The 16,642-nt window shown below is 68.0% G+C and carries 19 protein-coding genes; 13 read left to right on the top strand and 6 right to left on the bottom strand.

All coding sequences use genetic code 11. The features are described 5' to 3' along the window. Positions 1-44: 44 nt before the first annotated feature. The 10 genes from raiA (at position 45) to KXV01_RS00400 (ending at position 8,331) form a co-directional block, all read left to right on the top strand. Complete coding sequence (gene raiA, locus KXV01_RS00445) at positions 45-362, top strand: ribosome-associated translation inhibitor RaiA (RefSeq protein ID WP_005415556.1); 318 nt, start codon at positions 45-47, stop codon at positions 360-362. 21 nt (positions 363-383) lie between these two features. After that, positions 384-836, top strand: coding sequence for a PTS sugar transporter subunit IIA (locus KXV01_RS00440; protein ID WP_061479789.1), 453 nt, complete (start codon positions 384-386; stop codon positions 834-836). Next, positions 833-1,783 carry an HPr(Ser) kinase/phosphatase gene (gene hprK / locus KXV01_RS00435; RefSeq protein WP_005408388.1) on the top strand — a complete coding sequence of 317 codons (951 nt, stop codon included), beginning with the start codon at positions 833-835 and terminating at the stop codon, positions 1,781-1,783. The genes KXV01_RS00440 and hprK overlap by 4 nt, the downstream gene beginning before the upstream one ends. Positions 1,784-1,810: 27 nt before the next feature. Beyond that, positions 1,811-2,695, top strand: a complete 885-nt coding sequence (rapZ, locus tag KXV01_RS00430; protein WP_049415178.1) for an RNase adapter RapZ — start codon at positions 1,811-1,813, stop codon at positions 2,693-2,695. 412 nt (positions 2,696-3,107) lie between these two features. Next, the gene (locus tag KXV01_RS00425) at positions 3,108-3,500 is read left to right on the top strand and encodes a PTS fructose IIA subunit family protein (RefSeq protein ID WP_263467360.1); all 393 of its coding nucleotides are present in this window, start codon (positions 3,108-3,110) and stop codon (positions 3,498-3,500) included. Then, on the top strand, positions 3,493-3,762 hold the full coding sequence (locus tag KXV01_RS00420) for an HPr family phosphocarrier protein (protein ID WP_111096556.1): 270 nt from the start codon (positions 3,493-3,495) through the stop codon (positions 3,760-3,762). The genes KXV01_RS00425 and KXV01_RS00420 overlap by 8 nt, the downstream gene beginning before the upstream one ends. A 2-nt stretch (positions 3,763-3,764) precedes the next feature. Beyond that, on the top strand, positions 3,765-5,534 hold the full coding sequence (gene ptsP, locus KXV01_RS00415) for a phosphoenolpyruvate--protein phosphotransferase (protein ID WP_049410628.1): 1,770 nt from the start codon (positions 3,765-3,767) through the stop codon (positions 5,532-5,534). Positions 5,535-5,728: 194 nt separating this feature from the next. After that, on the top strand, positions 5,729-7,090 hold the full coding sequence (gene mgtE / locus KXV01_RS00410; RefSeq protein WP_049410631.1) for a magnesium transporter: 1,362 nt from the start codon (positions 5,729-5,731) through the stop codon (positions 7,088-7,090). Between the two features lie 105 nt (positions 7,091-7,195). Next, positions 7,196-7,462, top strand: coding sequence for a hypothetical protein (locus tag KXV01_RS00405; RefSeq protein ID WP_049438626.1), 267 nt, complete (start codon positions 7,196-7,198; stop codon positions 7,460-7,462). Between the two features lie 71 nt (positions 7,463-7,533). After that, positions 7,534-8,331 carry a prolyl oligopeptidase family serine peptidase gene (locus tag KXV01_RS00400; protein WP_164283030.1) on the top strand — a complete coding sequence of 266 codons (798 nt, stop codon included), beginning with the start codon at positions 7,534-7,536 and terminating at the stop codon, positions 8,329-8,331. Positions 8,332-8,555: 224 nt separating this feature from the next. On the opposite strand, the gene KXV01_RS00395 is transcribed toward KXV01_RS00400, so the two are convergent. From KXV01_RS00395 to KXV01_RS00385, 3 genes are read right to left on the bottom strand one after another with little or no spacing between them, the layout of a single operon-like run. Then, complete coding sequence (locus KXV01_RS00395; RefSeq protein ID WP_049410639.1) at positions 8,556-9,506, bottom strand: aspartate carbamoyltransferase catalytic subunit; 951 nt, start codon at positions 9,504-9,506, stop codon at positions 8,556-8,558. A gap of 16 nt (positions 9,507-9,522) precedes the next feature. Next, a complete protein-coding gene (gene ruvX / locus KXV01_RS00390; RefSeq protein ID WP_049410643.1) occupies positions 9,523-10,017 on the bottom strand; it encodes a Holliday junction resolvase RuvX in 495 nt (164 codons plus the stop codon). Next, positions 10,010-10,576, bottom strand: coding sequence for a YqgE/AlgH family protein (locus tag KXV01_RS00385; protein WP_049410646.1), 567 nt, complete (start codon positions 10,574-10,576; stop codon positions 10,010-10,012). The genes ruvX and KXV01_RS00385 overlap by 8 nt, the downstream gene beginning before the upstream one ends. Before the next feature lie 92 nt (positions 10,577-10,668). Here KXV01_RS00385 and KXV01_RS00380 point away from each other — a divergent pair, with 92 nt between their 5' ends. Then, positions 10,669-12,480 carry a DUF4153 domain-containing protein gene (locus tag KXV01_RS00380; RefSeq protein WP_263467354.1) on the top strand — a complete coding sequence of 604 codons (1,812 nt, stop codon included), beginning with the start codon at positions 10,669-10,671 and terminating at the stop codon, positions 12,478-12,480. Continuing rightward, positions 12,477-13,022 (top strand): DNA-3-methyladenine glycosylase I, encoded by a 546-nt coding sequence (locus tag KXV01_RS00375; RefSeq protein ID WP_049410652.1) that lies wholly within the window; start codon positions 12,477-12,479, stop codon positions 13,020-13,022. Before KXV01_RS00380 ends, KXV01_RS00375 begins: the two co-directional genes overlap by 4 nt. A gap of 60 nt (positions 13,023-13,082) precedes the next feature. Here the strand turns inward: KXV01_RS00375 and KXV01_RS00370 are convergent, their stop codons facing one another. Continuing rightward, positions 13,083-13,790, bottom strand: coding sequence for a YitT family protein (locus KXV01_RS00370; RefSeq protein WP_164283038.1), 708 nt, complete (start codon positions 13,788-13,790; stop codon positions 13,083-13,085). A 111-nt stretch (positions 13,791-13,901) separates the two neighbouring features. Further along, positions 13,902-14,114 (bottom strand): DUF4287 domain-containing protein, encoded by a 213-nt coding sequence (locus KXV01_RS00365; RefSeq protein WP_014646220.1) that lies wholly within the window; start codon positions 14,112-14,114, stop codon positions 13,902-13,904. A gap of 484 nt (positions 14,115-14,598) precedes the next feature. Between KXV01_RS00365 and KXV01_RS00360 the strand changes: the two genes are divergently transcribed. After that, on the top strand, positions 14,599-15,495 hold the full coding sequence (locus tag KXV01_RS00360) for a LysR family transcriptional regulator (RefSeq protein ID WP_049411042.1): 897 nt from the start codon (positions 14,599-14,601) through the stop codon (positions 15,493-15,495). 62 nt (positions 15,496-15,557) lie between these two features. On the opposite strand, the gene KXV01_RS00355 is transcribed toward KXV01_RS00360, so the two are convergent. After that, positions 15,558-16,541, bottom strand: coding sequence for an aldo/keto reductase (locus KXV01_RS00355; RefSeq protein ID WP_049411038.1), 984 nt, complete (start codon positions 16,539-16,541; stop codon positions 15,558-15,560). Between the last annotated feature and the right edge of the window lie 101 nt (positions 16,542-16,642).

Here is a 16,642-nt window from a genome sequence, read left to right as displayed (position 1 = left end):
CGGCGGAGAGGTTCATTGGCACATCCGAACACAGGAGAAACCCGATGCGCATCGAAACGTTTGGCAAAGACGTCGAAGTCACCCCGGCCCTGCAGTCCTATGTGGAGGAGAAGCTGGCCCGGATCGGAAAGCACTTCGACCAGCACTGCGAAGCGCGGGTGACCCTCAAGCTGCAGAAGACCGAACACCACGTCGACGCCAGCCTCAACATCCCCGGGCAGACCCTGCACGCCGAGGCCGGCGGCCAGACCATGTATGCCGCGATCGACCTGCTTGCGGACAAGCTTGACCGCCTGGTCATCAAGCACAAGGAGAAAAAACAGCAGCACGCACCGCTGCCGGTGGGCGACAATGGTGGCTGATCGCCACCGTTCCCCGCAGACATGCCCCTGACTGACCTCCTGGCGGCCGTGCAGACCCAGCTCTGCGCGGCCACCGACCGTGACAGCGTCCTGCAGGCCGCCGCCGGGTTGCTGGCCTGCCGCCAGGCCAATGCCGAACAGATCTATCTGAACCTGTGCCAGCGCGAAGCCCTGGGCAGCACCGCGATCGGCCACGGTATCGCTATCCCCCACGGCCGCGCGCCGACCCTGGACCGCCCCCGTGGCGCCCTGCTGCGTCTGGCGGCCCCGGTCGACTTCGGCGGCGATGAGCCGGTGGACCTGGTGTTCGCGATGGCCGTCCCGGCCCACTACACCCACCAGCACCTGATGCTGCTGTCCGAGCTGGCCGAGCTGTTTTCCGCGCCGGATATCCGCCAGGCCCTGCGTGAGGCCGGCGATGCCCGGGCCCTGCGCGAGGCGCTGGACATGACCCCACCTGCGAGCGCCGCATGAATACCAGCATCACCGCCCGTGAACTGTTCGAACAGCAGCGCGAGCGGCTGGGGCTGCGCTGGGCCGCAGGCAAATCCGGTGAGAAGCGCGAGCTGGAGGCCGGCAATACCGTTTCGCGGCGCCCCTCGCTGGCCGGCTACCTCAACGCCATCTATCCCAACAAGGTGCAGATCCTGGGCACCGAGGAACTGTCCTGGCTGGATGCGCTGGAACCGCGCCAGCGTTGGGAGACCATCGAAAAGATCATGCAGTCGCACCCGCTTGCACTGGTGTTGACCCGCAACCAGGCCTGCCCGGAAGACCTGCGCGCCGCCGCCGATGAATCCGGCACGCCGCTGTGGCTGTCGCCCAAGCGCGGCCACGAACTGCTCAACCACCTGTCCTACCATCTGGCGCGCACGCTTGCGCCGAGGGTGATCCTGCACGGCGTGTTCATGGAGATCTATTCCATTGGCGTGCTGATCACCGGCGAGGCCGGGTCGGGCAAGAGCGAGCTGGCACTGGAACTGCTCAGCCGTGGTCACCGCCTGGTCGCCGACGACGCCCCCGAGTTCACCCAGATCGCCCCGGATGTGCTCGACGGCACCTGCCCCGAACTGCTGCAGGACCTGCTGGAAGTGCGCGGTCTGGGCGTGCTGAACGTGCGCGAGATGTTCGGCGACACGGCTGTAAAGAAGAACAAGTACCTTCGGCTGATCGTCCACCTGACCAAGCCGATGACCGAGCCCACGCCGCATGGCTACGAGCGCCTGACCGGCGACTCGGGCACCCGCCATGTGCTGGACCTGGACGTTCCGCTGATCACCCTGCCGGTGATGCCTGGCCGCAACCTGGCCGTGCTGACCGAAGCCGCCACCCGCCTGCACATCCTGCGCACCAAGGGCATTGACCCGGCGGCCATGTTCATTGCCCGCCACAGCAATCTGCTGGAACGGCGAACACCCTGATCCCACTGCCCCTCGAAGAGCCTGTCCATGAGCACCGCAATCCCCACCGCCCCGACCCTGATCATCGTCAGCGGCCTGTCCGGCTCGGGTAAATCCGTCGCCCTGAAGACCTTCGAGGACCAGGACTACTACTGCTCGGACAACCTGCCGATCCACCTGCTGCCGGACTTCGTGCGCAGCCTGCTGGCCAACCACGACGGCAGCGCACCGCGCCGCTTGGCCGTAGGCATCGATGTCCGCGGCCAGGCCGACCTGAGCCAGCTGGGCGACTGGCGGCAGCTGGCCACCGACGCCGGCGTGGAAGTGAAGGTACTGTTCTTCGAGGCCAGCGACGAAACGGTGCTCAAGCGCTACGCCGACACCCGTCGTCGCCATCCGCTGAGCCAGCTGGGCCTGTCGCTGCCCGAAGCGATCGCCCGCGAGCGCGAGCTGACCGCGCCGCTGCGGCGTGAGGCCGACGCGGTGATCGATACCAGCACCCTCAACGTGCACCAGCTGCGGCGGCGGATCATCACCGAGTTCGCGATGGACCATGCCACCGGCCTGTCGCTGCTGTTCGAATCATTCGCCTACAAGCGCGGCGTACCGGCCGAGGCGGACTTCGTGTTCGATGCGCGGGTGCTGCCCAATCCACACTGGGACCCGGACCTGCGCGCGCTGAGCGGCCGCGAGCCGGGCGTGCGCGACTATCTGGAAGCACAGCCGGACGTGCAGCGTTACCTGGCCCAGCTGATGGATTTCCTCGATACGTGGCTGCCGAAACTGGGGGATGGCACCCGCAGCTACGTGACCGTGGCGTTCGGCTGCACCGGCGGCAAGCACCGCTCGGTGTTCCTGGCCGAGCGCATGGCCCGGCACACCCGCGAGAGGGGCTGGCAGGACGTGGCCACCTACCACCGCGAACAGGATTGAGGGGGGTCGGCCGGGCTGCGCCCGGCACCCGCCGGTAGTGCCGGCCGCTGGCCGGCAACAGCAACAGCAAAAGCGGCAGTCCGTGGGATGGCGGGGCGGTGTGGGCAGGCAGGACACGCCGTGAACCCCTCCTTGGGGGCTCGATGGCGCCATCCATGGCGCCAACGGTCCTGCCTGCCCACACCGCCCCGCCTCTGACAGATTCCGTGTGCTGTTGGTGGGTGTCGACCTTGGTCGACACGGTAGATCCACGCCATGCGTGGATGAATCGCTTTCAGGCATCGAAAAACGGATGGCGTAGGATCTCTTTTTCAACGAAAAAGGGCTCGCCAGCGAGCAACACTGAATACGGGACACAGTACCCCTCATCTGCTGCTATCGCCGATTCACCTTGACCTGTTAACGTGCGGTAATGACCTGTGGCATTCTCCTCGTAACACATCCCGGGGTCGGGACCGCCCTGCTTGACGTGGCGACCCGGCTCCTGCGGCAGTTGCCGCTGAAAACCGAAGCTTTCGAAGTACCGTTCGACGCAGACCTGGACGCCCTGCTCCCGCTCGCCTCGACCGCTTTGCGGCGGGTCGACGGAGGTCACGGCGTGCTGATCCTGACCGACCTGTACGGCGCCAGCCCCGCCAACCTTGCCGGGCAGCTGGCCCGGCTGGGGACCCCGGTTCGCCGGGTATCGGCGCTGAGCCTGCCGATGTTGCTGCGGGTGATGAATTATCCGGAACAGGGACTGGATCAACTGCCCGCCACAGCCGCGGCGGGTACCCGTAATGGAGCGATAGTCGACGATGCTTGAACGAGAACTCACCGTCAGCAACCGCCTGGGCCTGCATGCCCGGGCCACCGCCAAGCTGGTGCAGACCCTGGCGCCGTTCCGCTGCAACGTGACCATGGCCGCCAAGGGCCGTGAGATCAACGCCAAGAGCATCATGGGCGTGATGCTGCTGGCCGCCGGCCAGGGCACCCCGGTCACCGTGCGCATCAACGGCGAGGACGAAGCCGCCGCGATGGAAGCGGTGGTCGCACTGTTCGAACGCCGCTTCGACGAGGACAGCTGAGCGTGCCGCGCGCACGCGCCGGCCAGGTCCCTTCCGGCCAACGGCCGGTACAGCTGCTGGCCGGCCACGGCGCCGCGCGTGGAACGGCGATGGGCCGGGCACGCGTGCGACTGCCGCATGCGCTGGAGGTGGCCGAGCAGCGCGTGGCCGCCCACCAGGTCGAGGCCGAACTGGCGCGCCTGCACCGGGCGCTGGATGCCGCGCGTACGGAAATGCACGAACTGCGCCAGCGCCTGCATGGCGCCCTGAACCAGGAAGTGGGCGAGTTCCTCGACCTGCACGCGCTGCTGCTGGACGACCCCGAGCTGCTGTACGGCCTGGACGAGCTGATCCGCAGCGGCCCGTACAGCGCCGGCTATGCCTTGCGCCTGCAGCGCGACCGCCTGGCCAAGGTCTTCGATGGCATGGACGATGCCTACCTGAAGAGCCGCATGGACGATCTCGACCATGTGATCGGGCGCATCCACGCCTTCCTGCAACCCGAACGGCCGTCGGCGGTGAAAGGCCTGGCCGGCGAGATCCTGGTCTGCGACAACATCGCGCCCTCCGAGTTGGCGCAGCTGCAGGCACAGGGCGTGGTCGGCATCGTCACGGCCGCCGGCAGCGCGCTGTCGCACAGCGCGATCCTGGCGCGCAGCCTGCACCTGCCCCTGATCGTCAACGTGCCGCAGCTGCTCAGCCGCATCGCCGATGGCGACGTGCTGATCATCGATGGCGCCGACGGCAGCATCACCGTCAACCCGCAGGCCGACAACCTGCGGGACTACCGCGTCCGGCTGAAGGAGCACGCGCGCGAGCAGCGCGAGCTCGGCCGCCTGCGCAGCAAGCCCAGCCGTACCCGCGACCAGGTCGACATTGCCCTGCTGGCCAATGCCGAATCGCTGGAAGACGTGACCCAGGCGCATGCACTGGGCGCGCAGGGGCTCGGCCTGTACCGCACCGAATTCCTGTTCCTGCAGCGCAATGAGCTGCCGGACGAAGAAGAGCAGTTCCAGACCTACCGCGATGCCGCGCTGGGCATGAGCGGGCGGCCGGTCACCATACGCACGCTGGACCTGGGCGCGGACAAGGCCGACCGTACCGGCCTGACCCTGAGCAACGAAGAGAACCCTGCACTCGGCCTGCGCGGAGTGCGCCTTTCGCTGGCACGGCCGAAGGTGGCCGACACCCAGCTGCGCGCGATCCTGCGCGCGTCTGCGTACGGCAAGCTGCGCGTACTGGTGCCGATGGTCAGCACCCGCGAGGAGCTGCTGGCCGTGCGCCGGCGCATGCTCAAACTGACCGAACAGCTGCGCGGCGAAGGCCACATGGTGTCCGACCACGTACCGCTGGGCGCGATGATCGAAGTCCCCGCCGCTGCGCTGGCGCTGGAGAGCTTCATCGACCTGGTCGATTTCCTGTCGATCGGCACCAACGATCTGGTGCAGTACCTGCTGGCTGCCGACCGCAACAACGAGGCGCTGGGCGAACTGTATTCGCCACTGCATCCCGCCGTGCTGCGGCTGCTGCAGATGGTGATCGAGACCGGCGCGCGCCACCGCGTCCCGGTGGCGGTCTGCGGCGAGATGGCCGGTGATGCCCGGATGACCCCGCTGCTGCTGGCGCTGGGCCTGAGCGAGTTCAGCCTGCACCCCGGTACGTTGCTGGAGGTACGCCGCGCGATACGCGACGCTGACCTGGGCGCACTGCGCGCCCGTGCACCGAAACTGCTGGCCGCGCGCGACCGCCGCGCCATCGAGCGCTGGCTGGCGCTGGTGGCCGAAACGGCCTGACAGCCGAGGGTAGTGCGGGTCGCTGGCCGGCAATCTCATGGACTTCGATGGGGACGATTGCCGGCCGGTGGCCGGCGCTACCACCGCCCCTCGGCTATGCGTTGAAACATCCCCTTGCGATAATGACGCGCTGAACACCCCTGTTGCCGCATCCTTGCCGGGATCGCGGCTTTTCTTATCCCGCGGGAGCTGCGATGGCTGAAGCTGTACGCCACGACAAGACTGCGCGCCAACTGCGGATGCTGTCCGATGCACTGGACAGCGGCCGGCTGGGCCCGGTACGTCGCCTGGTCAACACCCTGGCCCCGGCCGAGATCGGCAACCTGCTTGAATCGCTGCCGCCGGGCAAGCGCGAGGTGGTGTGGGGCCTGGTCGATCCTGAAGACGACGGCGAGGTGCTGGTCCACGTCGGCGAGGACGTGCGCGAGAGCCTGCTCGCGGACATGGACCCGGACGAGATCATCGCCGCGGTCGAAGACCTGGACATCGACGATCTGGCCGACCTGGTCGAAGACCTGCCGGATACGGTCATCGATGAAGTCCTCAAGTCGATGGACCGCGAGAACCGCGAGCGGCTGGAACAGGTGCTGTCCTATCCCGAGGACAGCGCCGGCCGCCTGATGAACCCGGACGTGGTGACCGTGCGCGCCGACGTCAACGTCGACGTGGTGCTGCGCTACCTGCGCCTGCGCGGCGAACTGCCGGACCACACCGACCACCTGTTCGTGGTCAGCCGGCGGCACCAGTATCTCGGCCGGGTGTCGCTGGCGGCGCTGGTGACCCACGAGGACACCACCCCGATCAACCGCCTGATCGACGACGAGCAGCCGGCCATCGACGTCGGCGAGAGCGACCAGGAAGTGGCACGGCAGTTCTCCGACCATGACTGGATCTCCGCACCGGTGGTGGACGAGAACAACATCCTCGTTGGCCGCATCACCATCGATGACGTGGTCGACATCATCCGCGGCCAGGCCGAGCACCAGGCGCTGGGCGCCGCCGGCCTGGACGAGGACGAGGACCTGTTCAGCCCGGTCTGGCGCGCCATGCGCCGCCGCCTGATGTGGCTGTCGATCAACCTGTGCACGGCCTTCCTGGCCTCCAGCGTGGTCGGCCACTTCGAGGGCACGATCGACAAGCTGGTGGCGCTGGCGGTGCTGATGCCGATCGTGGCCGGCCTGGGCGGCAATGCCGGTACCCAGGTGCTGGCGCTGATGGTGCGCGGCCTGGCGTTGGGCCAGGTGGGCGCTTCCAACGCGCGCACGCTGCTGTGGAAGGAAGTGCGGGTGGCCGCGCTCAACGGCCTGCTGCTCGGCTCGATACTGGGGCTGATCGTGCTGGTCTGGTTCCACTCGCCCGGGCTGTCGGCGGTGATCGCCATCGCGCTGACCTGCAACCTGCTGTTCGCTGCACTGGCCGGCGTACTGGTGCCGCTGACCCTGAAACGCTTCGGCTTCGACCCGGCGCTGGCCAGCGGCATCTTCCTGACTGCCGTGACCGACTCGATGGGCTTCTTCACCTTCCTCGGCCTGGCCACGCTGGTGCTGCTGCACTGATCCCTGCCGGGCCGGATCCCCGCAACGCGGAGCTCCGACCCACGCCAAAACCCAGGGTCGGATCCCCGCTGCGCGGGACTCTGGCCCGATTCCAACTGGACCCTCATGGCCACCACGATCGAAGACTATTTCCAACCCGGCTGGCGCGACCAGCAGCACACCTGCCCGGCCTGCGAATGGAAGGGCAGTTCGCGCGCCATGGAGATGGAACTGGACGAGGACGCGACCGAGTACGCCTGCCCGGTCTGCGAAAACCCGTTGCTGGTGGTGCTGCACCCGGACATGGCGCAGGTGCAGGCTGCGGCGGCGGCAGGCAATGCCGAAGCGCAGGAACAACTGGACATCATTGCCAGCTTCCCGCGCACGCAGTGATGCGGCGCAAGATGCCGCGTTGACCTGCGGCGGACTAGGATGCGGCTGAACCCACCGCTCCTGGAACGTCGATGGTCCGTACGATGATGCGCTGGCTGCCAGTGCTGGCGATCCTGATGATGGCCGGGTGTGCCTCGCACCCGGACAGCGCACGTGGCCGCTTCGAATCGCGTGCGGTGAAAGTGGATGGCCGTACCGCCTATTACCAGGTGTTCATTCCGGCAACCGCGGCGCGCACGCCTGGCGCGCTGCCGGTGGTGCTGTTCCTGCATGGATCCGGCGAGCGTGGCGGCGACGGCGTCAAGCAGACCCATGCGGGGCTGGGGCCGCACCTGCGCAGGCACGCGGCCGACTTCCCCGCGTTGGCCGTATTCCCGCAGGTGCCGGGCCGCCAGGAATGGAGCGGGCGCAACAACCGCGTTGCGCTGGCCGCCCTGGACGCCACCATCGCCGAGTTCGGTGCCGATCCCTCGCGGCAGTACCTGACCGGGATGTCGATGGGCGGTTATGGCAGCTGGAACATCGCGCTGGATGACCCCGGGCGCTTCGCCGCGATCGTGCCGGTATGCGGCGCGGTGCTGGCGCCGCGCGCGGTGCGCCCGACCCTGTTCGTCGAACGGGTGGCCCACGAAGCCGATCCGTATGCGGCCATCGCCCAGCGCCTGAGAGGCACGCCGATCTGGATCTTCCACGGTGCGCTGGATGACGTGGTGCCGCCGGATGACGACCGCCGGCTGCACGCCGCATTCCAAAGCGCCGCTGCACGCGACGTGCGCTACACCGAATACCCGGAAGGCAACCACAATGCCTGGGATGCCACCTACGCGGACCCTGCAATGTGGGCGTGGCTGTTCGCGCAGAAGCGATGAACCGCAGCTTCTGCTGGGAAGGATGCAGGATTGCCCGATCCGGGAATGGCGGCCAAGGCGTAGGCGTGCGCGGTTCATGGGCCCAAGCGTGCGCCTGCCGGTATCGCTCTTCTATCGGGCAACCACGTCAGTACAGGTAGGCCCGGAACCATTCAATGGCCAGGCCCCCACTTCACCGCACTGATGGTTCAGTGCCGACCAACGGTCGGCACCCACCAAAGTGGTCAGCCCAGCAAGGTTTCCAGCACGGCCATGCGCACGGCGACGCCGTTGGCGACCTGGCGCAGCACCCACGATTGCGGGCCATCGGCCACGTCGTCGGTCACTTCCACGCCGCGGTTGATCGGGCCCGGGTGCAGTACCGCAGCGTCCTTGCCGGCACGCGCCAGGCGCTCGCGGGTCAGGCCGTACTGCGCGTGGTACTGCTCCAGCGACGGCACCAGGCCTTCTTCCATGCGCTCGCGCTGCAGGCGCAGCATCATCAGCGCGTCGACGCCTTCCAGCATCGCGTCGAAATCATCGCCGACCACGCAGCCCTTCAGGGTCTCGTCATCCGGCAGCAGCGACTGCGGGCCGCACACGCGGATCTCGCCCACGCCCAGCGTGCGCAGCGCATGCAGGTCGGTGCGGGCCACGCGCGAGTGCTTCACGTCGCCGACGATCACCACTTTGAGCTTCGAGAAATCCGGGCCCTTGGCCTGGCGCAGGGTCAGCATGTCGAGCAGGCCCTGGGTCGGGTGCGAGCTGCGGCCGTCGCCGGCATTGATCAGCGCGGTGCCCTCGCCCGCGGCGTCGGCCAGCGCGGCCACGGCGCCGTCATCGGGGTGGCGCACCACGAAGCCGCGCACGCCCATCGCTTCCAGGTTGCGCAGCGTGTCGCAGGCGGTTTCGCCCTTGCGCGTGGACGAGGTCGAGGCATCGAAGTTCAGCACATCGGCCCCGAGGCGCTGCGCGGCCAGCTGGAACGAGCTGCGGGTGCGCGTGGACGGCTCGAAGAACAGCGTGCACACCGCCGAACCGGCCAGCACGTGGCGCTTGTTGCCAACTCGGCCGACCGCGGCATCGCGGATCTGCCCTGCGCGGTCGAGCAACTGCAGCAGGGTTTCGCGCGGCAGGCCCTCCAGGGTCAGCAGGTGGCGCAGGCGTCCGGAGGCATCGATTTGCTGGGCAGTCATGGCGGGAGTCGTGCAGTCAGGGGATGGGGGTGGCGTCGTCGGGGGACGACAGCCAGCGGTCGATGATCACCGCCGCGGCGACGGCATCGAGCGCGGCCGCATCACGGCGGCGCTTGCGCCCTTCGGCGCGCTCGACGGCGAAACGGCGGGCCGCCTCGACCGAGCTGGAACGCTCGTCGATCATCACCACCGGCAGCTTGAAGCGTTCCCGCAGCTGGCGGGCAAAGCCCTGCGCACGCTTGCGGTTGGGCTGGTCCTGGCCATCCAGGGTCAGCGGGTCGCCGACCACCAGGCCGTCGGGCTTCCATTCCTTGAGCAGGCGTTCGATCGCGGTCCAGTCCGGGCCGTTGCCGTGCACATCGACCACGGCCACCGCGCGCGCGTGCGCGGCGAAGGCACTACCGATGGCCACGCCGATCCGTCGCGAGCCGACATCAAAACCCAGCACCGTGCCGTCGCGACGGATGGCCGGGGCAGCAGGAACCGGGGCGGGCGTGATGGGCTCAGACATGGCCGCTGTAGTCGGTCAGCCGGAACAGGTCCACGCCGATGCGCGAAGCCGCCCCCTGCCAGCGCTGCTCCAGCGGCAGCTGGAACACCAGCTCGGCATCGGCCGGCACGGTCAGCCAGCTGTTCTCGGACAGCTCGCTTTCCAGCTGCCCTGCGCCCCAACCGGCACAGCCGAGGGTGACCACGGCATTGGCCGGGCCTTCGCCACGCGCCATCGCTTCGAGGATGTCGCGCGAGGTGGTCAGGTACAGGCCGTGGCCCACGGTCAGGCTGGAATCCCACGCGCGCGCGTCGTCATGGATGACGAAGCCGCGCTCGGGATGCACCGGGCCGCCATTGAGCACCATGCGCGCCTGCAGGTCGCCATCACCGGTGGTGATGTCCATCTGCGCGAGCACTTCACCCAGCGTGTATTCGGAGGGCTGGTTGACCAGCACGCCCATCGCCCCGTTCTCGTCGTGCTGGCAGATCAGCGCGACGCTGCGGGCAAAGGTCGCGTCGAGCAGCGACGGCAGCGCGACGAGCAGGTGATCGGCAAGGGAGGTCGGCATTACAGGCATGGGCCCATTCTACCTGCTGGGGGCGGGATGGTCGCGCGATGGCGCCGAACCGCGATGGGCTAGGATGGTGCTTTGCCACGGAAGGTCATTAGATGCAGTCTTCATCGCCCCTGACCCTGCCGGCACGCAGCGCCATCGTCCTGCTTGCCCTGCTGCAGGGCCTGATGCTGTATGCCGCGCAGGAGCTGTCCGACGCGTGGCCGTTCCGCGATATCGGCTGGCGCTATTGCTGGTACGCCTGGGTGCTGGCCGTTCCGAGCGCGGTGGCGCTGAGCCTGGTCGAGCTGGGCCAGCGCCGACTGTGGCTGCAGGCCGTGCTCGGCTCGGCGGTGGTGCTGGCGCTGGCCGCCTGGATCGGCTGGAACCTCAATGGCGAGACCGCACTGGAGTCGGGCACGCTGCAGTTTCCGTTGACCCTGGGCATGGCCGTGGCGGTGTTCGTGGCCCTGCCCTGGTGGCAGTTCCAGCTGCAGCATGGGCACTGGCGCGCCAGCTACCCCGAGTTGTTCGAGCGCGCCTGGCAGAACGGTTTGACCCTGGCCCTGGCGGCGCTGTTCACCGGGCTGACCTGGCTGCTGCTGTGGCTGTGGGCAGCGCTGTTCCAACTGCTGGACGTGAATGTCTTCCGCGACCTGTTCCGGCAGGACGCTTTCATCGCACTGGCCACTGGCAGCCTGGCCGGGTTCGGCGTGCTGATCGGGCGCACCCAGCACCGCGCGATCCAGATCACCCGCCAGGTGCTGTTCGCGATCTGCCGTGGGCTGCTGCCGCTGCTGTCGTTCATCGCCGTATTGTTCGTGCTGAGCCTGCCGCTTACCGGGCTGGAACCGCTGTGGAAGACCCGTTCCGCCGCCAGCCTGCTGGTGGTGGTGTCACTGCTGCTGGTGACGTTTACCAATGCGGTCTACCAGCAGGAGGAAGACAGTGTTCCCTACCCTCTGGTGCTGCGCAGGCTGGTCGAAGCCAGCCTGCTGACGCTGCCGGTTTACGCCGTGCTGGCACTGTATGCATTGGGCCTGCGCGTGGCGCAGTACGGCTGGACCCTGGATCGCTTCTGGGCGGTACTCGTCGCATTGGCCACGGTCGGCTATGCCGTGGGCTACGCGCTGGCCGTGCTGCGCCGGCAGCGCCGCTGGCTGCAGATGCTGGAGCCGGTCAACCGCTGGATGTGCTGGGTGGTGCTGGCACTGGCACTGCTGGGCAACTCGCCCCTGCTGGACCCGGTGCGGCTGACCCTGTCCAGCCAACTGGCGCGGCTGCGCGCGGACCCGCCGGCGATCACCAGCAGCGACGTCAACGTGCTGCGCTTCGATCTGGGGCGCCGTGGCGTGCAGGCGCTGCGCGAACTGCAGCGCGATCCGGCCATCACCGCCGATGCCAACGCGCCACAGGTGATCGCTGCAGCCCTGGCACGTACCTCACGCTGGGACGACGGCCACCGCCTCGACAAGGGGCCGCAGGACGTCGCCGCCCTGCAGCGCGCGCTGAAGCTGGCCAAGGGATCCAGTTCGCCACCGGACGACTGGTGGAAAGCTCTGGCCACCCGATCGATCAATGGCGAATCCTGCGCCCAGAGCGAGCGCGACTGCCTGATCGTGCATCGCGACCTGGACGGCGATGGTACCGGCGAGGTGCTGCTGTGCGAGCTGAACACCCACCGTGGACCGGACTGCGTGCTGTACGCACGTGGCAAGGATTCCCAGTGGCGCCGCGCCGGTGCGCTGTTCGGCACCGTCAGCGGCCAGGCCGAGACGATCAACCACGCCCTGCGTGACGGCAAACTCACTCTCGTGCCGCCCCGCTGGCCGATGCTGTCCATCGGCGGGCACCCTGCGGTGGCCATCGATCCCGAATCCGAATCCGAATCAGAATCCGAATCCGAATCCAGCGAGCCTTCCCCATGAGCGGCTACTGCCTCATCGCCCCGGGCCATCCGGTGCACGACTACTACCACGCCAACGAGTACGGCTTCCCGCAGCGTGACGAGCGCGAGCTGTTCGAGCGGCTGGTACTGGAAATCAACCAGGCCGGGCTGAGCTGGGAAACGATCCTGAAGAAGCGCGACGGCTTCCGCGCAGCCTATGACGGCTTCGATGTGGACCGCGTGGCCGCGTATGCCGAGCAGGACATCGAGCGCCTGCTGTCGGACGCGGGCATCATCCGCAACCGGCTGAAGGTGCTGGCGGCGATCCACAACGCGCAGGTGATCCAGCAGCTGCGGGCCAGCCATGGCAGCTTCGCGGCGTGGCTGGATGCACACCACCCGCGCAGCAAGGCCGACTGGGTGAAGCTGTTCAAGAAGACGTTCCGCTTCACCGGCGGCGAGATCACCGGCGAATTCCTGATGAGCCTGGGCTACCTGCCCGGTGCGCACGCCGAGGATTGCCCGGTGCATGCGCGGCTGCTGACGCTGTCGCCGCCGTGGTTGCAGGCCGCCGCCCGCTGATGGATCTCCGCGCGTGGGTGCCGGTAGTGCCGGCCGCTGGCCGGCAACCCCGTTGAACGGTCACACGCCCATGTAGCGGCCAGGGCGGTGGTTGAACATCAGCACGAGGCTGAGCACCACCGCGCCGATGGCCGAGTACAGCACCTTCGACGGCGACAACACGAAGAACGCGGCCACCATCAGGCAGGCATCGTAGGACATCTGCACCTTGCCCGCGCTCCAGCCACGGGTGCGCTGCAGGTACACCGCCAGGATGCCGATGCCGCCGAGACTGGCACGATGGCGGATGAAGAACAGGATGCCCAGGCCGGACAACGCGCCACCGACGATCGCCGAATACAGCGGGTTGATGTGCGAGAAGTCGATCCAGCGCGGCAGCAGGTCGGTCAGCACGCCACAGGCGGTAACCGCGGCGAAGGTCTTCAGGGTGAATTCCCAGCCCATGCGCCGCAGCGCCACCCAGTAGAACGGCAGGTTGACCAGCACGAACACCAGGCCGAAGTTCCAGCCCATCGCGTAGTGCAGCAGGAAGGCCATGCCCGCCATGCCGCCGATCATCAGCCCGCCCTTGGCGAAGATGGCCAGGCCCAGCGAGGCCACCATCGTGGCCAGCACCATGCCCTGCACGTCCTCGGCGATCGAGTGACGCAGCGCTTGGTCGTCGGCGGTGGTGCCGGCGCTGTCGGGCGGCGGGGTCAGCGGACCGGCGGTGACCAGGTGGCCGTCAGCGTCGTCGCACGGCGCGGGGCCATGGGAGGGAAGGGACATACGGGTGGGGAACAGCAGGTGGGGAGCGGTATTAGACACGATCTGCATGACAGTTGCAGATGAAATCGTTCAGCTGAATTCGCCCGCCCCATGCCCCCTGCCCGCCGCTGCTCAGCCCTTGCCGGCCAGATGGTGCGCCACCAGCGCGTTGGCATGGCCATGGCCCAGCCCATGCTCACTTTTCAGGAAGCTGACCAGTTCCATGTGCTTGAGGCCCTTCTTTCCCGCCAGCAGCCCGAACCAGTGGGCCACCGGCTGCCCGTAGGTCTTTTCGATGGAGGGGAAATACGAGGCCGGGCCTTTGGGCTTGGTGTCAGTGCTCATGTGCAGCTCCCGTTGAAGTCATCATTCGACGAACCACAGACGCAGAAATCGACACACCCACACGTCCGACCCAGTGCCGACCAACGGTCGGCACTCACCAGAGCAGAATGCCGTTCCAACAGCTCGCGGGAAACTGTCGAAGGCGGGGTGGGTCCGGTTGAAGGGGCGTGAGCGTCATGGGCCCAAGGCATGCCTCGGGCGGGTTGGGCAGGACGCCCAACCCCGGTCCTGCCGTGTGCCCAGGACAGCGCACACGAACAAGCGCGACCGAGCTTCATGGGTGAGGGCGCTTTGCTTGCGAAGCACTGCTTCGCAACCGCCCGAACGCACAGCCGCCAGCGGCTGGACCGGGCCCCGGAGGGGGACTGGCGGCGTCCCCCTCAACCGGATCCACCCCGCCCTCCCACGGAATGCACGCATTTGACGTTGACGTTGCCTTGGCTTGAAGCAGGTGCCGGGCGCAGCCCGGCCGTATCATCCCCTCATGCCCCGCGAAAACCTCAACGACCTGCAGGCCTTCGTCCACGTTGCCCGCGAAGGCAGCTTCACCAAGGCTGCCGCCCAGCTGGGCGTTTCCCAGTCCGCGCTGAGCCATGCCATGCGCGGCCTGGAGCAGCGCCTGGGCGTGCGCCTGCTGACCCGCACCACCCGCAGCGTCTCGACCACCGAAGCCGGTGCCCGCCTGCTCGATACCCTGGGCCCGCGCCTGGCCGAGATCGAGGACGGGCTGGCCGCGCTGGCCGAGTACCGTGAACGCCCGGCCGGCACCATCCGCATCAATGCCACCGGCCACGCCGCCGAGTACATCGCCTGGCCCAGGCTGGCGCCGCTGCTGCAGCGGTACCCGGATTTGAAGGTGGAACTGGCGGCCGACTACGGGTTGGCCGACATCGTGGCCGAGCGCTACGACATCGGCATCCGCCTGGGCGAGCGGCTGGCGCGCGACATGATCGCCGTACCGATCAGCCCGCCGCTGCGCATGCGCGTGGTCGGGGCGCCCAGCTACTTCCGCCAGCACCTGGTGCCGCGGCACCCGGACGACCTGGCCGGGCACAACTGCGTGACCCTGCGCCTGCCCACGCATGGTGGGCTGATGCCGTGGGATTTCGGCCAGGACGGCAATGAACTGAGCGTGCGCGTGAGCGGCCAGTGGACGTTCAACACCATGGGCATGACCCGCGCCGCTGCGCTGGCAGGCAGCGGATTGGCCTGGCTGCCGGAAGACCAGGTACAGCCGATGCTGGACGATGGCCGGCTGCAATCAGTGCTGGACGACTGGTGCCCGCACTTCGATGGCTACTACGCGTACTACCCTTCGCGCCGCCACGTGACCGTGGCGATGCGAACGGTGCTTGATGCGCTGCGCGGGCCGATGGGGTGAGGGTCAAGGCGTGCGGACCAGCGGTCCGCACCCACCACCAGCGGTCCGCACTCACCGGCCGGTCAGCCCTTGGCCTGTGCCGCACGCTGCGGGTTGTAGCGCTCGCCAACGATCGACACTTCGTCCAGCGCCTGCGCGATGCGTTGCAGTTCTTCCGGCGCCAGCTGCAGGTCGGCCGCGCCCAGGTTTTCTTCCAGGCGATGAACCTTGGTGGTGCCCGGAATCGGCACGATCCACGGTGCCTGCGCGAGCAGCCAGGCCAGTGCGACCTGCGCAGGCGTCGCACCGCGCGCTGCCGCAATCGTGCTGATGCGATCCACCAGCGCCTGGTTGGCGCGGCGCGCCTCCACTTCGAAACGCGGCACGCTGTTGCGGAAGTCGTTGGCGTCGAAGGTGGTATCGGCGTTGATCGCACCGGTCAGGAAGCCGCGGCCCAGCGGGCTGAACGGCACGAAGCCGATGCCCAGCTCCTGCAGCGTCGGCAGCAGTTCACGCTCCGGTTCGCGCCACCACAGCGAGTACTCGCTCTGCACGGCGGTGACCGGCTGCACCGCATGCGCGCGACGCACGGTGGCAGCACTGGCCTCGGACAGGCCGAAGTGGCCGACCTTGCCCTCGGCGATCAGGTCGCGCACGGTGCCGGCCACATCCTCGATCGGCACGTTCGGGTCGACGCGGTGCTGGTAGAACAGATCGATATGGTCGGTACGCAGGCGCTTGAGGCTGGCTTCGGCCACGGCACGGATGTTCTCCGGGCGGCTGTCCAGGCCGGCATCGGTGCGCGCGTCCTTGAAACCAAACTTGGTGGCGATCACCAGCCTATCGCGGTAGGGCGCCAAGGCCTGGCCGAGCAGGTCTTCGTTGGTGTACGGGCCGTACACTTCGGCGGTATCGAAGAAGGTCACGCCGCGCTCGACGGCAGCGTGCAGCAGGGCGATGCCCTGGCTCGGTTCGACCGGCTGGCCGTAGGCATGGGTCAGGCCCATGCAACCCAGGCCCAGGGCGGAAACCTTCAGGCCGCTGCGGCCGAGTTCACGTGTCTGCATCGTCGTACTCCAGAGGGGGAGTGCTGACGATACGCCTGCAGCGGCGATGGATTGAGCCGGTTGGACGGCAGTCGGTCATGACTGGAATTCATCAATCGCCT

Origin of the sequence: Stenotrophomonas sp. Ps181, assembly GCF_025697425.1 — a bacterium.
GTDB classification, from domain to species: Bacteria; Pseudomonadota; Gammaproteobacteria; order Xanthomonadales; family Xanthomonadaceae; genus Stenotrophomonas; species Stenotrophomonas sepilia.
The sequence above is the reverse complement of the archived record's forward strand: the minus strand, read 5'-3'. Positions and strand labels throughout refer to the sequence as shown.

What these genes read in the sequence shown, in the direction of transcription:
- raiA (WP_005415556.1), top strand. Translation starts at nt 45, where the DNA reads ATGCGCATCGAAACGTTTGGCAAAGACGTCGAAGTCACCCCGGCCCTG.
- KXV01_RS00440 (WP_061479789.1), top strand. Translation starts at nt 384, where the DNA reads ATGCCCCTGACTGACCTCCTGGCGGCCGTGCAGACCCAGCTCTGCGCG.
- hprK (WP_005408388.1), top strand. Translation starts at nt 833, where the DNA reads ATGAATACCAGCATCACCGCCCGTGAACTGTTCGAACAGCAGCGCGAG.
- rapZ (WP_049415178.1), top strand. Translation starts at nt 1,811, where the DNA reads ATGAGCACCGCAATCCCCACCGCCCCGACCCTGATCATCGTCAGCGGC.
- KXV01_RS00425 (WP_263467360.1), top strand. Translation starts at nt 3,108, where the DNA reads ATGACCTGTGGCATTCTCCTCGTAACACATCCCGGGGTCGGGACCGCC.
- KXV01_RS00420 (WP_111096556.1), top strand. Translation starts at nt 3,493, where the DNA reads ATGCTTGAACGAGAACTCACCGTCAGCAACCGCCTGGGCCTGCATGCC.
- mgtE (WP_049410631.1), top strand. Translation starts at nt 5,729, where the DNA reads ATGGCTGAAGCTGTACGCCACGACAAGACTGCGCGCCAACTGCGGATG.
- KXV01_RS00405 (WP_049438626.1), top strand. Translation starts at nt 7,196, where the DNA reads ATGGCCACCACGATCGAAGACTATTTCCAACCCGGCTGGCGCGACCAG.
- KXV01_RS00400 (WP_164283030.1), top strand. Translation starts at nt 7,534, where the DNA reads ATGGTCCGTACGATGATGCGCTGGCTGCCAGTGCTGGCGATCCTGATG.
- KXV01_RS00395 (WP_049410639.1), bottom strand. Translation starts at nt 9,506, where the DNA reads ATGACTGCCCAGCAAATCGATGCCTCCGGACGCCTGCGCCACCTGCTG.
- ruvX (WP_049410643.1), bottom strand. Translation starts at nt 10,017, where the DNA reads ATGTCTGAGCCCATCACGCCCGCCCCGGTTCCTGCTGCCCCGGCCATC.
- KXV01_RS00385 (WP_049410646.1), bottom strand. Translation starts at nt 10,576, where the DNA reads ATGCCTGTAATGCCGACCTCCCTTGCCGATCACCTGCTCGTCGCGCTG.
- KXV01_RS00380 (WP_263467354.1), top strand. Translation starts at nt 10,669, where the DNA reads ATGCAGTCTTCATCGCCCCTGACCCTGCCGGCACGCAGCGCCATCGTC.
- KXV01_RS00375 (WP_049410652.1), top strand. Translation starts at nt 12,477, where the DNA reads ATGAGCGGCTACTGCCTCATCGCCCCGGGCCATCCGGTGCACGACTAC.
- KXV01_RS00370 (WP_164283038.1), bottom strand. Translation starts at nt 13,790, where the DNA reads ATGTCCCTTCCCTCCCATGGCCCCGCGCCGTGCGACGACGCTGACGGC.
- KXV01_RS00365 (WP_014646220.1), bottom strand. Translation starts at nt 14,114, where the DNA reads ATGAGCACTGACACCAAGCCCAAAGGCCCGGCCTCGTATTTCCCCTCC.
- KXV01_RS00360 (WP_049411042.1), top strand. Translation starts at nt 14,599, where the DNA reads ATGCCCCGCGAAAACCTCAACGACCTGCAGGCCTTCGTCCACGTTGCC.
- KXV01_RS00355 (WP_049411038.1), bottom strand. Translation starts at nt 16,541, where the DNA reads ATGCAGACACGTGAACTCGGCCGCAGCGGCCTGAAGGTTTCCGCCCTG.